The 18,783-nt window shown below is 34.2% G+C and carries 18 protein-coding genes; 16 read left to right on the plus strand and 2 right to left on the minus strand.

From position 1 onward, the window contains the following. Positions 1-89: 89 nt before the first annotated feature. From E3U55_RS03975 to nth, 16 genes are all read left to right on the plus strand, one after another. Entirely contained in the window at positions 90-437 is a 348-nt protein-coding gene (locus E3U55_RS03975) for a nucleotide pyrophosphohydrolase (protein WP_194840814.1), read from the plus strand. Next, on the plus strand, positions 437-1,240 hold the full coding sequence (gene dapB / locus E3U55_RS03980; protein WP_134339038.1) for a 4-hydroxy-tetrahydrodipicolinate reductase: 804 nt from the start codon (positions 437-439) through the stop codon (positions 1,238-1,240). The genes E3U55_RS03975 and dapB overlap by 1 nt, the downstream gene beginning before the upstream one ends. Before the next feature lie 13 nt (positions 1,241-1,253). Continuing rightward, a complete protein-coding gene (mgsA, locus tag E3U55_RS03985) occupies positions 1,254-1,670 on the plus strand; it encodes a methylglyoxal synthase (protein ID WP_134339039.1) in 417 nt (138 codons plus the stop codon). Next, positions 1,663-2,793, plus strand: coding sequence for an N-acetyl-alpha-D-glucosaminyl L-malate synthase BshA (bshA, locus tag E3U55_RS03990; protein WP_134339040.1), 1,131 nt, complete (start codon positions 1,663-1,665; stop codon positions 2,791-2,793). The genes mgsA and bshA overlap by 8 nt, the downstream gene beginning before the upstream one ends. Before the next feature lie 14 nt (positions 2,794-2,807). Next, entirely contained in the window at positions 2,808-4,016 is a 1,209-nt protein-coding gene (locus E3U55_RS03995) for a CCA tRNA nucleotidyltransferase (RefSeq protein ID WP_134339041.1), read from the plus strand. Then, on the plus strand, positions 3,992-4,981 hold the full coding sequence (locus tag E3U55_RS04000; RefSeq protein ID WP_134339042.1) for a biotin--[acetyl-CoA-carboxylase] ligase: 990 nt from the start codon (positions 3,992-3,994) through the stop codon (positions 4,979-4,981). Before E3U55_RS03995 ends, E3U55_RS04000 begins: the two co-directional genes overlap by 25 nt. Beyond that, positions 4,981-5,817 (plus strand): 3-methyl-2-oxobutanoate hydroxymethyltransferase, encoded by an 837-nt coding sequence (gene panB, locus E3U55_RS04005; RefSeq protein WP_134339043.1) that lies wholly within the window; start codon positions 4,981-4,983, stop codon positions 5,815-5,817. Before E3U55_RS04000 ends, panB begins: the two co-directional genes overlap by 1 nt. Next, positions 5,814-6,686, plus strand: coding sequence for a pantoate--beta-alanine ligase (gene panC / locus E3U55_RS04010; RefSeq protein WP_134339044.1), 873 nt, complete (start codon positions 5,814-5,816; stop codon positions 6,684-6,686). The genes panB and panC overlap by 4 nt, the downstream gene beginning before the upstream one ends. Position 6,687: 1 nt before the next feature. After that, the gene (gene panD / locus E3U55_RS04015; RefSeq protein ID WP_134339045.1) at positions 6,688-7,071 is read left to right on the plus strand and encodes an aspartate 1-decarboxylase; all 384 of its coding nucleotides are present in this window, start codon (positions 6,688-6,690) and stop codon (positions 7,069-7,071) included. Positions 7,072-7,452: 381 nt separating this feature from the next. Further along, positions 7,453-10,128 (plus strand): ATP-dependent DNA helicase DinG, encoded by a 2,676-nt coding sequence (dinG, locus tag E3U55_RS04020; protein WP_134339046.1) that lies wholly within the window; start codon positions 7,453-7,455, stop codon positions 10,126-10,128. A 57-nt stretch (positions 10,129-10,185) separates the two neighbouring features. After that, on the plus strand, positions 10,186-10,938 hold the full coding sequence (locus E3U55_RS04025) for an MBL fold metallo-hydrolase (protein WP_134339047.1): 753 nt from the start codon (positions 10,186-10,188) through the stop codon (positions 10,936-10,938). Between the two features lie 108 nt (positions 10,939-11,046). After that, positions 11,047-11,559, plus strand: a complete 513-nt coding sequence (locus E3U55_RS04030) for a cell wall elongation regulator TseB-like domain-containing protein (protein ID WP_134339048.1) — start codon at positions 11,047-11,049, stop codon at positions 11,557-11,559. A gap of 20 nt (positions 11,560-11,579) precedes the next feature. Then, a complete protein-coding gene (locus E3U55_RS04035; protein ID WP_134339049.1) occupies positions 11,580-12,761 on the plus strand; it encodes a pyridoxal phosphate-dependent aminotransferase in 1,182 nt (393 codons plus the stop codon). A 12-nt stretch (positions 12,762-12,773) separates the two neighbouring features. Beyond that, a complete protein-coding gene (gene asnS, locus E3U55_RS04040; protein ID WP_134339050.1) occupies positions 12,774-14,069 on the plus strand; it encodes an asparagine--tRNA ligase in 1,296 nt (431 codons plus the stop codon). A 75-nt stretch (positions 14,070-14,144) separates the two neighbouring features. After that, entirely contained in the window at positions 14,145-14,822 is a 678-nt protein-coding gene (locus E3U55_RS04045) for a DnaD domain-containing protein (RefSeq protein WP_134339051.1), read from the plus strand. A gap of 14 nt (positions 14,823-14,836) precedes the next feature. Continuing rightward, complete coding sequence (gene nth / locus E3U55_RS04050; RefSeq protein WP_134339052.1) at positions 14,837-15,487, plus strand: endonuclease III; 651 nt, start codon at positions 14,837-14,839, stop codon at positions 15,485-15,487. Positions 15,488-15,529: 42 nt separating this feature from the next. Here nth and E3U55_RS04055 read toward each other — a convergent pair whose 3' ends face one another. Further along, a complete protein-coding gene (locus tag E3U55_RS04055; RefSeq protein ID WP_134339053.1) occupies positions 15,530-18,151 on the minus strand; it encodes a penicillin-binding protein 1A in 2,622 nt (873 codons plus the stop codon). Further along, on the minus strand, positions 18,126-18,764 hold the full coding sequence (gene recU / locus E3U55_RS04060; protein ID WP_407644095.1) for a Holliday junction resolvase RecU: 639 nt from the start codon (positions 18,762-18,764) through the stop codon (positions 18,126-18,128). Before recU ends, E3U55_RS04055 begins: the two co-directional genes overlap by 26 nt. Positions 18,765-18,783: the final 19 nt, after the last annotated feature.

Here is an 18,783-nt window from a genome sequence, read left to right on the forward strand (position 1 = left end):
ATGGATTAGAATGCATCAATATCAAATAAAAGATTTGTCAAAATACTTCGATTTAGCTAACATTAGGTTAGGTAATTAGAAAGGTGATTATGATATCTAATTCAAATACAGATTTAAACCATATGCAACAACGTGTAGATAATTTTATTGGTCAATTCAAAGAAGGTTATTTTTCTCCATTATCAATGACTGCTCGTTTAACTGAAGAGCTGGGCGAGTTAGCTCGCGAAGTCAATCATTATTATGGAGAAAAGCCTAAAAAGGATACTGAAAAGGAAAAATTAATAGAAGAAGAACTTGGTGATTTATTCTTTGTTCTAATTACATTTGCTAACTCATTGGGCATTGAATTATCTGAAGCCTTTGATCTAAGCATGTCTAAAATTGAAAAACGAGATCAGAATCGATGGACAATGAAAGATGAGGAGAATAAGTAATGAAAGAAACAATTAATGTCATGTTAGCTGGTCCTAGAGGAAAAATGGGAACAGAAGCACTAAAAATGATTCAACAAACCGAACAATTTAAATTGGTTGGTTGTGTTGATCGTAAAAATAATGGGATGAATGTTCATGATATCGAAGGGTTACCTAATATAGATGCTCCTATTTATACGGATGCAGAAGAAGCTTTTGATCGATTAAATGCAGATGTATTTATTGATTTAACTAACCCTGAAACAGGATACAAGCATACGAAACTAGCACTACATAACCATATACGGCCGGTTATTGGTACATCAGGTTTTTCAGAAGAACAATTAGCAGATTTAAAAGAATTAAGTCATATCCAGCAAACAGGTATTGTTATTGCACCCAATTTCGCCATTGGTGCTGTATTAATGATGAAATTTTCTCAAATGGCAGCAAAATACTTCTCCAATGTTGAAATTATAGAAAAACATCATGACGAGAAATTAGATGCACCCTCGGGGACGGCTGTTAAAACAGCTCAACTCATAAAAGAAGTTAGAGATTCAAAAATACAGGGTCACCCTGAAGAAAAAGAGACCCTAGAAGGTGCACGAGGTGCTGATGTTGATGGCATGCGTATCCATAGTGTGCGTTTGCCAGGATTTATTGCGCAACAAGAAGTTATATTTGGTCAGAGTGGACAAACATTAACCATTAACCATAACTCAACAGATCGTCAATCGTTTATGAGTGGAGTTAAGTTTGCGGTCGAACAAGTTATGGAAATTGATCACTTTGTATATGGTTTAGAAAATCTAATGGAATAGTAGGTGTTAAGAATTGAATATTGCACTTATTGCACATGACAAAAAGAAACAGAGTTTAATTAATTTTGTAACTGCCTACAAAGATATATTTAATGATCATAAGTTATTTGCTACGGGTACAACTGGTAAGATGCTTCAAAAGGAAACAGGTTTAGAAATTCATCGATTTGAAAGTGGTCCTCTCGGTGGTGACCAGCAGATTGGAGCTAAAATAGCTGATGATGAAATGGACATGATTATATTTTTCAGAGATCCATTAACAGCTCAACCCCATGAGCCAGATGTCTCAGCATTATTAAGGCTGTGCGATGTATATAAAGTACCTTTAGCAACTAATGAAGCGACTGCCGAAATATTAGTTCGCGGCTTAAAACATGGCTGGTTAAATTGGCGAACGATTAAAAACAAAAGGGAAAGATACGATGACTAAAAAAATAGGAATAGTTTGTTACCCAACAGTAGGGGGATCTGGTGTGGTTGCAACTGAACTGGGTATCCATTTAGCTGAAAAAAATTATGAAGTACATTTTATCTCAACAACTATGCCATTTCGTTTAAAAAGGCTATATCCAAATATATATTTTCATGAAGTAGATGTATCAAATTATCCAGTCTTTAAACATCCACCTTATGATTTATCACTTGCAAGTAAAATTTCTGAAGTGATTGATCGGGAAGAATTAGATATTATTCACGCTCATTATGCCGTTCCGCATGCGATTTGTTCCATATTCGCAAGTCAAATGGCTAAACGAGATGTAAAGATTGTTACTACGCTGCACGGAACTGATATTACGATATTAGGAATTGATGATAATTTTAATCATATGATTCGTTATGCTATTGAACAGTCCGATCAAGTCACTGCGGTGTCTGAAAGTTTAAAAAAACAGACGGAAGAAGCATTTCAAATACAAAAGCCAATTAAAGTTGTCTATAATTTTATTGATAATGTTGAAGAACGTGAACTGTCTTGTAGTGATTTGAAAAGTAAATTAGGAATCTCATCAAATGAGAAAGTCCTCATACATATTTCTAATTTTAGACAAGTCAAACGTGTGGAAGATGTTGTAAGGGTGTTTGAGCAAACCTTCAAGAGAGTTGAGAGTAAATTACTCTTAGTTGGTGATGGACCTGAACATTCAAAAGTAAGAAATTTAGTTAATGAATTAAATTTAGATGAACAAGTAATCTTTCTTGGCAGACAAGATAATGTTCATGACTTATTGAAAATTAGTGATTTAAAATTATTATTATCAGAAAAAGAAAGTTTTGGACTAGTTTTATTAGAAGCTATGATCAGTGGGGTTCCTTGTATTGGTACAAATATTGGGGGGATTCCAGAAGTTATTGAAGATGGCCAGAATGGATACATTTGTGAGGTAGGAAACATAAATGGTATCTCTGATAAAGCTGTAAAGTTGTTGACAGATGATAATCTATGGCAGAAGTTTTCAAGCCATGCTAAACAATACGCGGAAAATAATTTCAGTTCGGATCGTATTGTTAGAAAATATGAAGAGATATATGATCAATTACACAGTCAAGTGTAGTATGGGTGATAAAAATGTTAAAAGAACCATTCATTCAGGCAGGAAATATATTTAATGTATTAAATGAAAATGGCTTTGAATGCTATTTTGTTGGCGGCTCAGTAAGAGATTATCTATCCAATCAGCCTATCGGAGACATTGATATTGCTACAAATGCTAAGCCTGAAGATATGCAAAGAATTTTTCCAAAAACTGTACCAGTTGGTATCGAACATGGTACAGTCTTAATTATAGACCAAGGCAACGCATTTGAGGTGACCACTTATAGAACCGAGGGAGAATATAAGGATTTTCGTCGCCCCAATAAGGTATCGTTTGTAGATAATATTACCATAGATTTAAGTCGAAGAGATTTTACAATGAATGCTATGGCGATGGATTTTGAAGGCAATATTGTTGATCCTTTTAATGGTCAAAATGATTTAGATAATAAAATTATACGGACCGTAAGAGATCCATTTGATCGTTTTAACGAAGATCCACTTAGAATGTTACGTGGTGTACGTTTTGTCAGTCAACTTAACCTTCAAATGAATGATAAAGTTAAAGAAGCTATTCAGGAGCAACATCATTTATTAAAGAACATTTCAGTAGAACGAATTAGTGATGAGTTAATTAAACTATTTTCTAGAACTTATATTAATAAAGCATTATGCACTATGGAAGAATCCATGATTTATTTATCTTTACCTATTTTTAGTGAATATCCAAAGCTTTTTAAGAGGGTGAAAGAGATAAATTTCACTCAACACTTGAACCATGCTGGTATGATTTTTGCTTTATTTCACTTATTACAGAAAAATGTATCAGTCAATGAATGGATTCAAACTTATAAACTGTCAAATGTTATTAAGCGACAAGTTACTCATTTAGTCAATTGCTACGAGTGTTATCGTGTGGAAGGTTTTAGCAAAACTATGTTATATGAATTAGGTCAACTTGAATTAGAGAATTTTGTATATCTTATTAATTTAATAGAAAATAAATCCCATAAACATGAACCTCTCAATCATTTATATGAAGACTTGCCAATCCATTCAAGAAATGAGTTAGCAGTATCAGGTCAAGACTTGATTAAATGGTTTCCAAATGAACGTAAAGGAAAATGGGTAGGCGATTACTTAAAAGAAATTGAGCATCTTGTAATAAAAGAACGTTTACCTAATAATTATCATGCGATCGAAAGTACGGTGAAGCAATGGAAGGTACCAAAAGAAAACTAATTGAACTACTTGCTAATAATAAAAGTCAATCCATCTCCGGACAGGAACTATCCAAACAGCTTAATATTTCAAGGTCAGCTGTTTGGAAACACATGAATAACCTTAAAAAAGAAGGTTATGTGATTGAGGCTGTTACAAATAAAGGTTATCGTATTATTAAAGCGCCAGACGATTTGTCTGCATCAACGGTTCAATGGGACTTACATACAAATTGGTTAGGTCAGCATTTAGTCTTTAAAGAAACTGTAAAGTCTACACAGTTAGTGGGGCATGAACTTGCAAGAGAAAATGCAGACCATGGAACAGTTATTGTAGCTCGTGAACAAACCGAGGGTAGAGGTCGGATGAGTCGATATTGGGATTCAAAAGACGGGCTTGGTTTATGGTTTAGTTCAATTTTTCGTCCGGAATACTTAGAACCTAAAAGAGCATCTCAATTGACTTTGGTAGCTGCTGTTGCCATAGCTGATTATCTTTCAAAAAGAGATTTAGATGTGAAAATAAAGTGGCCCAATGATATTTTTATCAACGGAAAGAAGCTAGCAGGTATTTTGACAGAAATGCAAGCTGAACAAGATGCAGTGCAATATATAGTTCTAGGGATCGGTATGAATGTTAACCATCAACATGATGATTTGCATGAAACAGTGCAGCATAAAGCGACATCAATATATTTAGAAACAAATGAAATTCAAAACTTAAATCAAGTATTAACTGAAATATTAAAAGAACTAGAAAATAAGTATGAAATATTCATGGGAGTAGGCTTTCCTGTAATAAAAGAGATGTGGGAAGCATATGCATACAAGATTGGCGAATGGATACAAGTAAAAACCAAGGATATATGGGATGCTAAAGTTGTAGGGATTCATGATGATGGCGCATTAAAAGTGATTGATCATTTAGGTAAACAGCACCATTTGTATTCGGCAGAGATTCTCTGGAAAGGTGAGGAGATTGAATAATGAAAACTCATCGCTCGTTTGTAAAAATGAAAAATGAATCGGACAAAATTGTGATGATGACAGCGTATGATTATCCATCTGCCAAGATTAGTGCGGAAGCAGGTGTCGATATGATACTAGTCGGTGACAGTCTTGGTATGGTTGTGTTGGGGTATGATTCTACTATTCCTGTAACGGTCGAAGATATGATCCATCATGGTAAAGCGGTTCGTAGAGGGGCACCTGAAACATTTACGATTATTGACATGCCTTTTATGTCCTTTAACATTTCAAAAGAAGATACAATGTTAAACGGAAAAAAGTTATTCCAAGAAACAGGAGCTCAAGCTTTAAAAATTGAAGGTGGTCACGAAGTAGTTGACCAGATCACTCAGTTAACTCAGGCCGGGATCCCAATTGTTGGTCATATTGGCTTAACACCACAACAAGTTAATGTAATGGGTGGTTATAGAGTACAGGGGAAAACAAACGAAGAAGCTAAGCGTTTAATTAATGAAGCTAAGGCTGTTGAAGAAGCAGGAGCAATTGCGTTGGTGCTTGAATGTGTACCAGAAAAACTAGCAGCTATAATCTCTAAGGAAATTAGTATTCCTACGATTGGAATTGGGGCTGGAAAAGATTGTGATGGTCAGGTATTAGTTTATCATGATTTATTACAGTACGGTGTGGATCGTTTAGCTAAGTTTGTAAAACCTTATACAAACCTAAATGAACATGTTACAACTGCATTATCTCAATACATTAAAGAAGTGAAGCATCAGGAGTTTCCGTTAAAAGAGCATACTTATTCAATTAATGAAGATGAGTTAGAGGGATTATATGGGGGATCTTCATGAAAATAATTAAGACTATTGAAGAAATGCACAAATTAAAAAACGAACTTCAAATGAAAAATCAAAGTCTTGGTTTTGTACCAACAATGGGGTACTTACATGATGGACATCGAAAGTTAATCAAGGAAGCAAAATCCTTAAATGAAAAAGTGATAGTTAGTATATTTGTAAATCCATTACAGTTTAATCAATCATCTGATTTTGATAATTATCCTAGTGATGTTGAAAGAGATGAAAACATCTTAAAAGATGATGGTGTGGACTTTCTTTTTTATCCTTCTGCTGATGAAATGTATCCTGGCCCTTTGGCTATACAGATGAATGTGGTTAGAAGGACAGATTCGTTATGTGGAGTCTCGAGACCAGGACATTTTGAGGGAGTTGTAACAGTACTTACGAAGCTTTTTAATATTATTCAACCGAATGATGTGTATTTTGGGGTGAAGGATGCACAACAGGTTGCTGTAGTTGATGCATTAATTGAAGATTTTAATTTTGATATCAATCTGTATCCAGTTCCAACAGTCAGAGAAACTGATGGGTTAGCTATGAGCAGTCGAAATGTTAATTTAGAACCTAAAGAACGTGAAGAAGCTAAATACATTTATCAAGCCCTTTTATATGGACAACAATACATACAAAGTCACAAGTGGACGCGCACAGATGTTATTCATGAGGTTAAAGAATTCTTAAATGCAAATATTACGGGTGATATAGATTATATTGATTGTTTATCTTTTCCTGAATTAAATGATGAAATTTCCGAAAATCATGATATAATAATTGCGGTTGCGGTCTATTATAAGAAGGCACGACTTATTGATAATATTATATTAAATCATCAAGGGCGAATTAAGTTCGGGAGTGAATAAAATGTATCGCACATTAATGAATGCAAAAATCCATAGAGCAACAGTTACTGAAGCTAATTTGAACTATGTAGGAAGCATCACCATTGATCGTTCGTTATTAGATGAAGTTGGCATACTTCCTCATGAAAAGGTTCAAATAGTTAATAATAATAATGGTGAACGCTTTGAAACATATGTTATTGCTGGTGAAAGAGATAGTGGGGTTATTTGTTTAAATGGTGCTGCAGCTAGACGAGTTCAAAAAGGTGATATTGTGATTATTATGTCATACGCTATGTTAACTTATGAACAAGCGCTACAACATCAACCGAAGATTGCTGTTTTAGATGAACAGAATCAAATTGAACAGTTAATTACTGAAGAAGCTCCGATGACTATACTATAACTCCCAGTTTAGGGAGTTTTATTTTTTGTTAATGTTAATATATAAATGGTTATATTAGGAGAGATTGTTAACATAAATGTATTATGTTAATTAAAAAGAACCTTCAAGTAAGATATTTTCAAACTAAAGCGAAAGGCGGCGACTCCTGGTCGATTAAAGACGGCCACGTCCTGTGGCCAACATCGACACTTGACCGTCCAGGTCTTCGCGGGAACAGCGCGAGCCGAAAATCACGCAAAACGAACGCGAGTGAGTTTTGGGAAGTTGAGGCCGTGCCCGCGGAAAGCGTCCGCCTGTAGCGATTCGTAGAATCAATAATAATCTTTAACATTGCCAATAAAAAAACAATATCAGTTTTTGTGAAGAAAGAGGTGGAAGAACATGAATCGCTTTGTTGTAGTAGATTTAGAAACGACTGGACATTCGCCTAAAAAAGGTGATGAAATAATTGAGATCGGTCTAGTTGTAGTTGAAAATAATCAAATCGTTGATGAGTTTTCCACCAAAGTTAAACCAAATCGAGAAATTCCACCATTTATTAGTCATTTAACTGGTATTACAAATGAAGATGTCGCTGACTCACCATCAATTAATGACATTATTCCAATTTTATTACCTTATTTGGAAGATGGTTATTTTGTGGCTCATCAAGTTCAATTTGACTATGATTTTCTAAATGAATCTCTTCTTGGCAACGGATATGGACCAATTGAGTGTCCAGTTCTTGATACAGTTGAGTTATCACGAGTACTCTTTCCAACAGCTGATAGCTTTAAACTTGAGGATATTACTGAACACTTAAATATTGAACATTTTTCACCACATAGAGCTTTGTCAGACGCTTATGTGACCGCCTTGCTATTGTTGAAAATTTTAAATAAAATCGATCAGTTACCTTATAAAACCCTATTACAGATGAAACCTTTAACCTTAACATTTAAAGGTGATGTAGAGCAGATAATAGAAGATATCCTTCGCGAAAAACAATATCAACATGAACATCAATACGATCTGGTTGAGCAAAACGGTTTTGCAGTAAAAAGTATACACACTAATAAACAAAGTAAAGTCACTCAACAAAATTACAACGATTTCGATGAATTTTTAAATAACTATATAAATAGTAACATCTTAACTTTACGCGAATCTCAAATTGAAATGGCTAAACAAATCCATCTGACCATTAAAAATCAATCTAGAGTTGTAATAGAGGCTGGAACAGGTATCGGTAAAACCATTTCTTATTTACTACCTGCTTTATATTATGCTAATCATTCTAATCAACGTGTTGTAATAAGTACTAGTACGATCCAATTACAACAACAAATGATTAACAGAGATTGGCCACTTTTGCTTTCATTCACTAAACTTGGTCAGTCAATGACAATTTTAAAGAGCCCAACTCACTACATAAATCTTAAAAAGTTTAAACATTTCTTAAACTCTCACGATAGTACAAATTATGATGTGGCATTAAGCTTGTCAATTATACTTGTTTGGTTAACAGAGACCGAAACAGGAGATCGTGATGAAATCCAATTACCTTCTAAAGGTGATGAGATTTGGCCGTTTATTTCAGGAGAGAGCTCTAAAAGTGATGATCAAAGAGAATCTTATTTTCAATTGGCAAAAATGCAGGCAGAGAATTCCTCAATAATTATAGTAAATCATGCATTCTTAATCTCAGAACATTTATATGATAAAAGTCGTATACCGAACTACGAATGTTTAATTATTGATGAAGCACATAGGTTTGAAGAGTATGTGAGAAATCAAGTCGGAACAGAACTGGATTATGTTTCGATAGCCCATTTATTAAATAATTTATCGTCTATTATAAATTCACACCTTATTGAAACAACAAAATTCAGTGCAGATCAATTTTTTAGAGCCATATATCAAGCAGTATTATTTTTGCATTCAGAGAAGGACTCTCTTTCAGATACAGGTAAGATTCAATTATCAATTGACACTTATCATTTGAATGCCATTAAATCAGGAAATATTAATCAACAGTTGAATGACCTAATTTTATCTATGGAACAGCTAAAAAGAGAGTTGGAATATCAATCATTTAATGATGAATGGAAACAGATTTTAAAACAAAAGAATCTTTCTGAACTCACATCGATCATAACAATATTAAAACAATTTTTTAATGAAAAACATAATGAAGCTCGTTGGATAGATATTGACCAAGATGGAGCAAAAAATGCAGTTCAATTGAACTTAGAACCGATACAGGTGAATGAAATTATCAATAGAAAAATATACAAATCTGATATACCTATTATTTTCACAAGTGCAACGATTAGAACAAATCATTCATTTAAGTCATTCCTTGAAGAATTAGGATTGAATGAAGACACTGGGTCTATATATTTGCCTTCGCCTTATCAATATGATCAACAAGTAAAAGTTTACGTACCGAATGACTTTCCTGACATTAAGCAAAGTAAGCAAGAAGATTATGCAGGCCAAGTTGCTGAATATATCGTTGCTCTTACTGAAGAACTTGAAGAGAAGACAATTGTGTTATTTACCTCATTTGAAATGTTAAGAACAGTATATAACACGATTAGACAAATTAATTATAATCAAGAAATTAATATTTTAGCTCAAGGTATACAAACCGGAAGCAGAGAAAAACTTAAAAAAATGTTTGAGAAGTCTAACCAGTCCATATTATTAGGTACAAGTTCTTTCTGGGAAGGGATTGATATTCAAGGTCAATCCGTTAAAATGATTGTTATGGTCAGGTTACCATTTGATACACCTAATCACCCGATGTTTCATGCAAAATCTAAACAACTTGAATCTAAAAAACAAAATGCTTTTTATCACTGGATGCTTCCACAAGCAATTCTTAGGTTCAGACAAGCTTTTGGAAGGTTAATTAGATCGGAAAATGACCGAGGTTTGTTTGTGATTTTGGATCAAAGAATCATGACAAAGAATTACGGCAAACAATTTTTGAAGTCCATACCAGACGTTCCAATTATTCATGATCGTCGACATAAGATTATAGAAGATGCAAAAAACTGGTTGTCATATTAACAATTTAATTTACGAATGATAATAGTTAGTGAAGATAAAGCAAGTGGGTGAAGGGTCTTGAATAAAATTGTTGTTATTATGTTAAGCAGTGTTATTGCATTATCTAGTTTCACTACTGTTATGGCGAAAGAAGAAATTATTTTTGAGCCTATATCTGCAGGCAATTTTTCAATTTTACAATTGAATGAGGATAACATTTTTCTCATAAATACAGGAAATTACACAAGCGCAGACCAGGTTTTAAGTTACTTGAGCAATTTTAATCACAAAAATATCAAGGGTATATTGATCACTAATAACATACCCGAGAATTGTGGGAACCTAACAAAAATCTTAGATGCATATGAAGTAGATAATTTATACATGCCTCTTGTTAATCAAGAGCAATGTGAAGTGCCCCAGGCATATGAAAATAAAGTTTTCAAACTAGAAGGGCATGATCAAATAGCAATCAGTTCTAATTATTATATTGAGTATGTTTATAATGAACATGAAGAAGCAGGCAATGTTTCTATTTCTAACGGTGAATTTATATGCTTCTGGTATGAGGGAGCTATTTCATATGACAAGTGGAGTAAAAAAGTACAAGTCATGTTTTTACCGGATAATCAACCAGGCAAAAGATTAACAGAAGAAGATTTGATGAAATTAGACCCGGAAGTAGCGATTATTAACCAACGTGATCAAACAGACTCCCTTGTTGAATTATTTCAAAAACAATGGGTGGATATATATGCATTACGAAAAGGGGTCTCTGCACATGTATCTATTTTCAAAGATGATTATGAGCTCTTCTTAAAGCGCGAATAATTTATTGCAATGAGAGAAAGTATAACAATTTTTTAATGTTAATTGTTATAATATTAAAGTGGAACTTTAAAGTATGTATTAATGTAAAATAAAAAGGATGAACATGAGTTGTCAATTCAATTTTCAGGTCAAAAATTTCTGATAAGTATAGCTGTTATTTTCTGTGCCATTTTATTCACTTTAATTATTACTTTCATTTACTTATTCACGAGTATCCAAAGCGAGCAAGGTGCTGAGAAAGATAAAGCCTTAGAAGAGGCTAAGGCTGCTTCTTCCTTGGAAGATGTAAATCAAAGTTATATTTACAATGGTGATCAATCTTATTACGTATTTACTGGTAACACGCCTGATCAAGATGAAATACATGTGTTTGTTCCCCAAGGTGAATCAGGTGAAGTAGAATGGACTGAGGCATCAGAAGGGTTAACCCAAGAGGAAATGAAGCAAAAATGGTCGAGTGCATGTGAGCAATGTGACCTATTGGATATGAATTTAGGTATAATGAATAATCGTTATATCTGGGAAATTATATATGAAAAAAATAATCGTTTATATTTTCAGACCTTCCGTTTTATAAATGGAGAATTATATGATTCAATTTCTTTTTTAAACAACAAATAAATTAAAGGAGTGGACTACATATGGAATTAGCGAATAGAGTTCAAGCCCTAACACCTTCTAGCACATTAGCTATTACATCTAAGGCGAAAGCTTTAAAAGCAGAAGGCCACGACGTAATCGGACTTGGTGCTGGTGAACCTGATTTCAATACACCTGAATATATATTAGATGCAGCTAAACAAGCAATGGATGAAGGTAAGACAAAGTATACCCCTGCTGGCGGGTTAGTCGAACTAAAAGATCAAATTATCAATAAATTTAAACGAGATCAAGGTTTAGAATATAACCGTAATGAAATCATTGTTACAACTGGTGCCAAGCACGCTTTATATACATTATTTCAGGTCCTATTAAATAAAGATGATGAAGTGATTGTCCCTATCCCATATTGGGTAAGTTACCCTGAACAAATTAAGCTATCTGAAGGAAAGCCTGTATTTGTAAAAGCTGAGGAGACTAATCAATTTAAATTAACACCTGAACAGTTAGAAGCATCAATCACAGAACGAACAAAAGCGTTAGTACTTAACTCGCCTAGTAACCCTACTGGCGTTCTTTATACTAAAGAAGAATTAGAAAAACTAAGCCAGGTAGCATTAAAATACAACCTTTGGATTGTTTCTGATGAAATTTATGAGAAGCTCATTTATGGAGATAAAAACCATCATTCAATTGCAGCAGTTTCTAAAGAAATGAAAGAGCGTACAATTATAATAAATGGTGTAAGTAAATCTCATTCAATGACAGGATGGAGAATTGGTTACGCTGCAGGTAATGAACAGGTTATAAAAGCTATGTCTAATTTAGTGTCTCATGCTACATCTAATCCAACATCGATTGCACAATATGCAGCAATCGCTGCTTATAATCATTCAGAAGAAGAGATAAACAAAATGAAGAAAGCTTTTGAAGAACGATTAAATAAGTTATACAATTGGATTGTAGAAATTCCAAATGTAAGCTGTGTTAAACCTGATGGCGCTTTCTATCTATTTCCGAACGTTAAGAAAGTAGTTAAAGCGTCACCCTTTTCTACAACAGATGAATGGGTAGAAAAGCTTCTTGATGAAGAAAAGGTTGCAATTGTACCTGGATCAGGTTTTGGAGCAGAAGATAATGTTCGTTTATCATATGCAACTTCATTAAATCAACTAGAAGAAGCAGCAAAACGTATTAAAAGATTCGTAGAAAAATACTCTTAAGGAGGAAAAGAAGTGAACACAACTACTATTGCACAAGTAAAGAACCATTTAGAAGAAACCGTAACCATTGGTGCCTGGTTACATAATAAACGTTCAAGTGGTAAAATCGCATTTTTACAATTAAGAGACGGAACAGGATTTATCCAAGGAGTCGTAGCAAAAGCAGCGGTTCCTGAAGAGATTTTTAATTTAACTAAGAACCTTACTCAAGAGACTTCATTATATGTAACAGGGAAAGTTGTTGAAGATACGAGAAGTCCTTTAGGGTTTGAATTACAAGTTTCGAATGTAGAAGTTATTCAGGAAGCTGAAGACTATCCAATTACACCTAAAGAACATGGAACAGAATTTTTAATGGATCATCGTCATTTGTGGTTACGTTCGAAAAAACAACATGCCATTATGAAAGTTCGCAATGAAATTATTCGTTCTACATATGAATTTTTCAATGAACAAGGTTTTGTGAAAGTAGATCCACCTATTTTAACAGGTGCATCAGCTGAGGGAACTACAGAACTGTTCCACACAAAATATTTTGATGAAGATGCTTATTTATCACAAAGTGGTCAGCTGTACATGGAAGCGGCTGCAATGGCTCTAGGACGTGTATTTTCGTTCGGTCCAACTTTCAGAGCGGAAAAATCAAAAACTAGAAGACATTTAATTGAGTTCTGGATGATTGAACCGGAAATGGCTTTCATGAATCATGAACAAAGCTTGGAATTACAAGAACAGTATGTATCTCATGTCGTTCAATCTGTACTTAAAAATTGTAAAATCGAACTTGATACACTTGAACGAGATACATCAAAACTTGAAAAAATTGAAGCGCCTTTCCCAAGAATCACTTATGATGACGCTATTCAATTCTTAAAAGACCAAGGGTTTGACGATATTGACTGGGGAGATGACTTTGGTGCACCCCATGAAACAGCAATAGCTGAAGCTTATGATAAACCAGTATTCATTACCCATTTCCCAGTAGAGATCAAAGCTTTTTACATGAAACCAGATCCTGATAACCCTAAAGTTGCCCTTTGTGCTGACTTGATTGCACCAGAAGGTTACGGTGAAATTATTGGTGGATCCGAACGTATCGATGATTTCGAATTAATGAAACAAAGATATAATGAACATGAATTAGATGGCCAAGCATATGAATGGTATTTACAGTTGAGAAAGTACGGAAGTGTTCCTCATTCTGGGTTTGGTTTAGGATTAGAGCGTACTGTGGCATGGATTAGTGGTATAGAACATATTCGTGAGACTATTCCTTTCCCAAGATTGCTTAACCGCTTATATCCATAAGGAGAGATAGGGATGACTCTTTTATTGAGTCATCTCTTTCTATTACATAAAAGATGTTATAAAGGTGGGTAAACAATGAATTTACCATTTTCTTATCAAAAAATCTTAACCGATCAAATTAATATCCCAGCATTATTAATTAAAGATTATCAGTCCATGTCTTTAAATGAAATTGAATTAATCGTTATTCTGCAAATCCTACGTCTTCAAAAAGACAATGAATTATTACCTTCTTTTGATCAAATAGCGGCTTCGATGTCCATTAATTCTAATGAAGTTTCAAATGTGTTAAAGAAGTTAAGAAATAATGGCTTACTTACAATTGATCACTTTGAAGATGATCAACAAATTGTACATGAGTGGTATTCAATTAAACCATTAATTGAAAAGTTATATGATGTAGAAGAACAAACTGGTCAATCTAAAGAAGATGAGGGTAAATTATTTCACCTTTTTGAACAAGAATTTGGACGAGCTTTATCCCCAATTGAAATTGAAACAATTAGTTATTGGTTGGATGATGACCGTTTTAAGCCTGCTTTAATTAAAGCTGCATTAAGGGAAGCGGTTCTAATGGGTAAACTTAATTTTAGATATATTGACCGAATCCTTAATGAGTGGAAAAAGAGAGGTATTCACAGTGTGAAAGATGCTAAACAACAGTCTCAAAATTCACACTCAGCAAATGCTCAGCAAAAAGAAACTGTAAAGAAAAGAGACACTTCAGTTTATTATAATTGGCTAGAAGATTAAGGGGGGAAGAGAGAATGCTGAATAAAAGTGGTATTAGACTTGTATTGGACACTTTGGAGCATATGTTCCCAGATGCAGAATGTGAGTTAACACATTCAAATGAACTTGAATTAGTAGTAGCTGTTGTATTGTCTGCACAGGCTACAGATGCATTAGTGAACAAAGTAACACCAGATTTATTTAAGAAATATAAATCTCCAGAAGATTATTTAGCCGTTAGTCTTGAAGAACTTCAAAATGATATTAAAAGAATTGGCTTATATAGAAATAAAGCAAAGAATATAAGAAAACTTTGCGCAGATATAATTGAAAAGCATGATGGACAAGTTCCTTCTACATATAAAGAATTAATAAATTTGGCTGGAGTAGGCAGAAAGACAGCAAATGTTGTTATGTCAGTCGCATTTAATGAACCAGCTATTGCAGTAGATACTCATGTGGAACGTGTATCAAAGAGACTTGGTATTTGTCGGTGGAAAGATTCTGTGTTAGAAGTAGAAAAAACACTGATGAGAAAAGTGCCAAAAGAAGAGTGGGGCGATACTCACCATAGAATGATCTTCTTTGGGAGATATCATTGTAAAGCTAAAAATCCCAATTGTCCTGAGTGTCCATTATTAGATATTTGTCGTGAAGGTAAAAAACGCATGAAAAAGCTAGGCTGATTACATCTCAGCCTAGCTTCTTTTTTATTATTGAACTTTGTTTTAAGGGTTATTACTGGAACTATCACCATCAGTAGAACCAGTACTATCATCAGTTGAGTTAGTACCATCTTCAGTGGATCCAGAATCATCCTGTGTGGACCCATCTCCATCCTGAGTCGATCCATCGTTTTGAGTGTCATCAGTTTGACTTCCATCATCTTGACTATCACTGTTTTGTTCTTCATCAGATTGTCCGTCTTCTTGTGAGCTATCATCATTATCTTCTTTTTTGTCTTTATCTTTGTCTTTTTTATCTTCTTCATCACCTAAAAAATCATCCCAGAAATCTGCTTCTTCATCTGGCGTCTCAACTGATGTTTCAGCTGGTTCTGAAGAGTTAGACTCATTTTCATTATCTATAGCTGTAATTTCAAAAGTGTATGATGTTCCAGGTGCGATTTCATCAAAGACTATTTCTGTCTCGTTTACCGTTCCCACATCTTGCATCTCACTACCATCTACAGATACTCGAACTCTAAATGACATATTTTGATTTTCTTCATCTAGCATTGGGTGGTTCCAATTAACTGTAATTGTATTACTGTCTTTATCAAACTCTGCTGTAAGATCTGTTACAGGATCTAATTGATCATATTTTTCAGATGTTTCGGTTGGTTCAGCGCCTTTTACAAATAGTTCAGTTACAATTTCACTTTCTGGTGTATATTCACTTGGTAATTTAGCAGGCCTAGATCCTTTTTCTACACCAACTTCGACTACAGATTCCGGCTTTTTAAAGTCAGATGTTTCTACGTCTTGTGACATAAAGGTCATTAAATTACTGAATATATCCTTAGGTACATTTTTGGCAGAGTTAGGTAATGATTCGTTTTGTGGATAACCTACCCAAGTAGCAATTGTAAAGTTTGTTGAATAACCAACTAACCATGAGTCGACTGCATCGTTTGTCGTACCAGTTTTTGCTGCAACTGGTAAGTTACCAACGTTTACTCGTGTACCAGAGCCATGGGTTACCACGTCTTTTAACATATCGGTAATCATATATGCCGTGTAATCACTCATTGCTATGTCTGATTCTGGTTTTACTTCGACTACATTTTGTTCTTCTGGATAAACAATTTTAGTAACCGCGTGTGGTTCATTATAGATTCCGCTATTACCGAATGCAGCATATGCTCCTGCTAATTGCAATGGATTCACTTGATTGTTACCACCGATGGAGTCGGAATCATATAAGTTATCAAACGATAAACCTAAACCTTCAGCAAAATTTAGAATCTTTTCTTCTGAATGAGCACTTCTTATTTCATCAAACGTTTTAAAAGCAGGAACGTTGATCGAGTTATAAAGAGCTTCACGCATTGTCATCCATCCACGATAACGGTTATCGAAGTTATTAAGTGTTTTTTGATTACCATCACTACCGTATTGAATTTCTTCATCTAATAATTGATGATAAGTAGACCATTTTTCAAATTCAATGGCAGGCCCATAATCTAGAATTGGCTTAATAGTAGACCCGGGTTGTCGACCTTCAGGGTTAATCGCATAGTTCATGCCGCCCCAAATACCTTCTTTATTTCTACCGCCACCAATGGCTAAAATTTCACCTGTTTGTGTATTAATTGCTGATACACCTGCTTGAATTTCTTTATTTTCAAAGTAAATTGGGCTTTCCTTGTCACTTAGTAAAAATTCCAAATGCTTTTGTGCTTCTGGATCTAACGTGGTGTGAATAGTTAGTCCAGCAGAATATACATCAACTTCATCATCTAAATGTTCGCCAGTTTCAATTAATACTTGTTCAATGAAAGCTTCATATGGAATATTAGATTCATAACTATCTTGAACCATGTCTTCAATTTTTACTTGTTTAGCTTCATTAGCTTGTTGTTCAGTAATCTTACCGTGTTGAACCATTAAATTCAGAACGGTATTACGTCGTTGTTTAGCTAATTCAGGGTCTATAAACGGATTATAAGCATTTGGACGCTGAGGAATACCCGCTAATAAAGCAGCCTCAGGTAATGTTAATTCACTTAAATCGCTTTTACCGTAGAAGGCTTCAGATGCCTTTTGTACACCGTAGATATCTTTACCGTATGCGATTAAATTCAAGTACATCGTGAAGATTTCTTTTTTACTATATTGTTGTTCCAATTTAAATGCTAAATATTGTTCTTGAATTTTACGTTCAATAGATTTTTCACGTGTAAGGAACGCATTTTTAACCACCTGTTGAGTAATCGTACTAGCTCCTTCAGCGCCAAAACCTTCTTTAAGGTTGGCGATGACAGCTCCACCAATACGTCTCAAATCAATACCACTGTGTTCAAAGAAACGAACATCTTCTGTTGCGAGAACAGCATCTTCCAGAACTTGTGGAATATCATCATACTGGATACTCTCTCGCTTTTGTGCTCCTAATTCTGCGATGACATCACCATTACGATCTAAAATAGTCGTTGATAATGGTACTTGTAACTCTTCTGCATTTAATGGTGGTGCATCTTTGATATAAGAAAATACAATACCAGCAACAATAAACATGCCTAAAGCTCCGATAATAAGTAATGTTATAAGTACTTTTTTCCAGTTTATTTTTTTGTTGCCCTTAGCAGTTTGCTTTTTTGCTTTACGACTTTTGACGTCTTGACTCATTATTATCTCCTCCATTGAAGTACACACTATCTAATACTTTTAAATAATCCACTTTAGCTTGTAATGTAAAAGGGATTAAATATCCGTGTTCTTTGATGTATTGGTATTGTAACGATTTTCTATTACCCTCAAATTGTTTTTCCCAAACTTGTATAAATGGACGAATTGGAAGTAAAAAAGTTTCATTATGTTGTTTGAAGCGAATAATAAAGAAGCTAATTCCACCATGCTCTTCAACTTTTTTCATATGTTGAACCTGATGATCGTGGATGTTTGAAAAAGGAAGAGATGTCTTATTGTTTGTTTGTTTAGCTTCAAAATCTATATATTTTCCTTTATATAGGCCATTAAAGTCTGTTGTTGAAGGTTGCTGATAATACGCTTCCTTGATGACAGCTGCACTTCTTTTTGGATAGTCCACTTGAACGACTTGTATGGGGGTCGGTTTTTTATGAATTACTGCTAAATCAGTTACTAAATAATACTTATTCGTTTCTATTATTTCTTTTTCGAGGGTCATTCCCCTTTTACCAAATTGAGTGCTTTGTTTATAGGATTGATCATTAATAGGGTTTTTATGTTTGCGACTACCTTTTGGGTACTTCAAGTGTATTCCTCCTTACTTTGATAAT

The organism is Filobacillus milosensis (genome assembly GCF_004402015.1).
Taxonomy (GTDB): domain Bacteria; phylum Bacillota; class Bacilli; order Bacillales; family Alkalibacillaceae; genus Filobacillus; species Filobacillus milosensis.

What these genes read in the sequence shown, in the direction of transcription:
- panB (WP_134339043.1), top strand. Translation starts at nt 4,981, where the DNA reads ATGAAAACTCATCGCTCGTTTGTAAAAATGAAAAATGAATCGGACAAA.
- E3U55_RS04035 (WP_134339049.1), top strand. Translation starts at nt 11,580, where the DNA reads ATGGAATTAGCGAATAGAGTTCAAGCCCTAACACCTTCTAGCACATTA.
- E3U55_RS04045 (WP_134339051.1), top strand. Translation starts at nt 14,145, where the DNA reads ATGAATTTACCATTTTCTTATCAAAAAATCTTAACCGATCAAATTAAT.
- dinG (WP_134339046.1), top strand. Translation starts at nt 7,453, where the DNA reads ATGAATCGCTTTGTTGTAGTAGATTTAGAAACGACTGGACATTCGCCT.
- E3U55_RS03975 (WP_194840814.1), top strand. Translation starts at nt 90, where the DNA reads ATGATATCTAATTCAAATACAGATTTAAACCATATGCAACAACGTGTA.
- E3U55_RS03995 (WP_134339041.1), top strand. Translation starts at nt 2,808, where the DNA reads ATGTTAAAAGAACCATTCATTCAGGCAGGAAATATATTTAATGTATTA.
- E3U55_RS04055 (WP_134339053.1), bottom strand. Translation starts at nt 18,151, where the DNA reads ATGAGTCAAGACGTCAAAAGTCGTAAAGCAAAAAAGCAAACTGCTAAG.
- nth (WP_134339052.1), top strand. Translation starts at nt 14,837, where the DNA reads ATGCTGAATAAAAGTGGTATTAGACTTGTATTGGACACTTTGGAGCAT.
- dapB (WP_134339038.1), top strand. Translation starts at nt 437, where the DNA reads ATGAAAGAAACAATTAATGTCATGTTAGCTGGTCCTAGAGGAAAAATG.
- panC (WP_134339044.1), top strand. Translation starts at nt 5,814, where the DNA reads ATGAAAATAATTAAGACTATTGAAGAAATGCACAAATTAAAAAACGAA.
- E3U55_RS04000 (WP_134339042.1), top strand. Translation starts at nt 3,992, where the DNA reads ATGGAAGGTACCAAAAGAAAACTAATTGAACTACTTGCTAATAATAAA.
- panD (WP_134339045.1), top strand. Translation starts at nt 6,688, where the DNA reads ATGTATCGCACATTAATGAATGCAAAAATCCATAGAGCAACAGTTACT.
- bshA (WP_134339040.1), top strand. Translation starts at nt 1,663, where the DNA reads ATGACTAAAAAAATAGGAATAGTTTGTTACCCAACAGTAGGGGGATCT.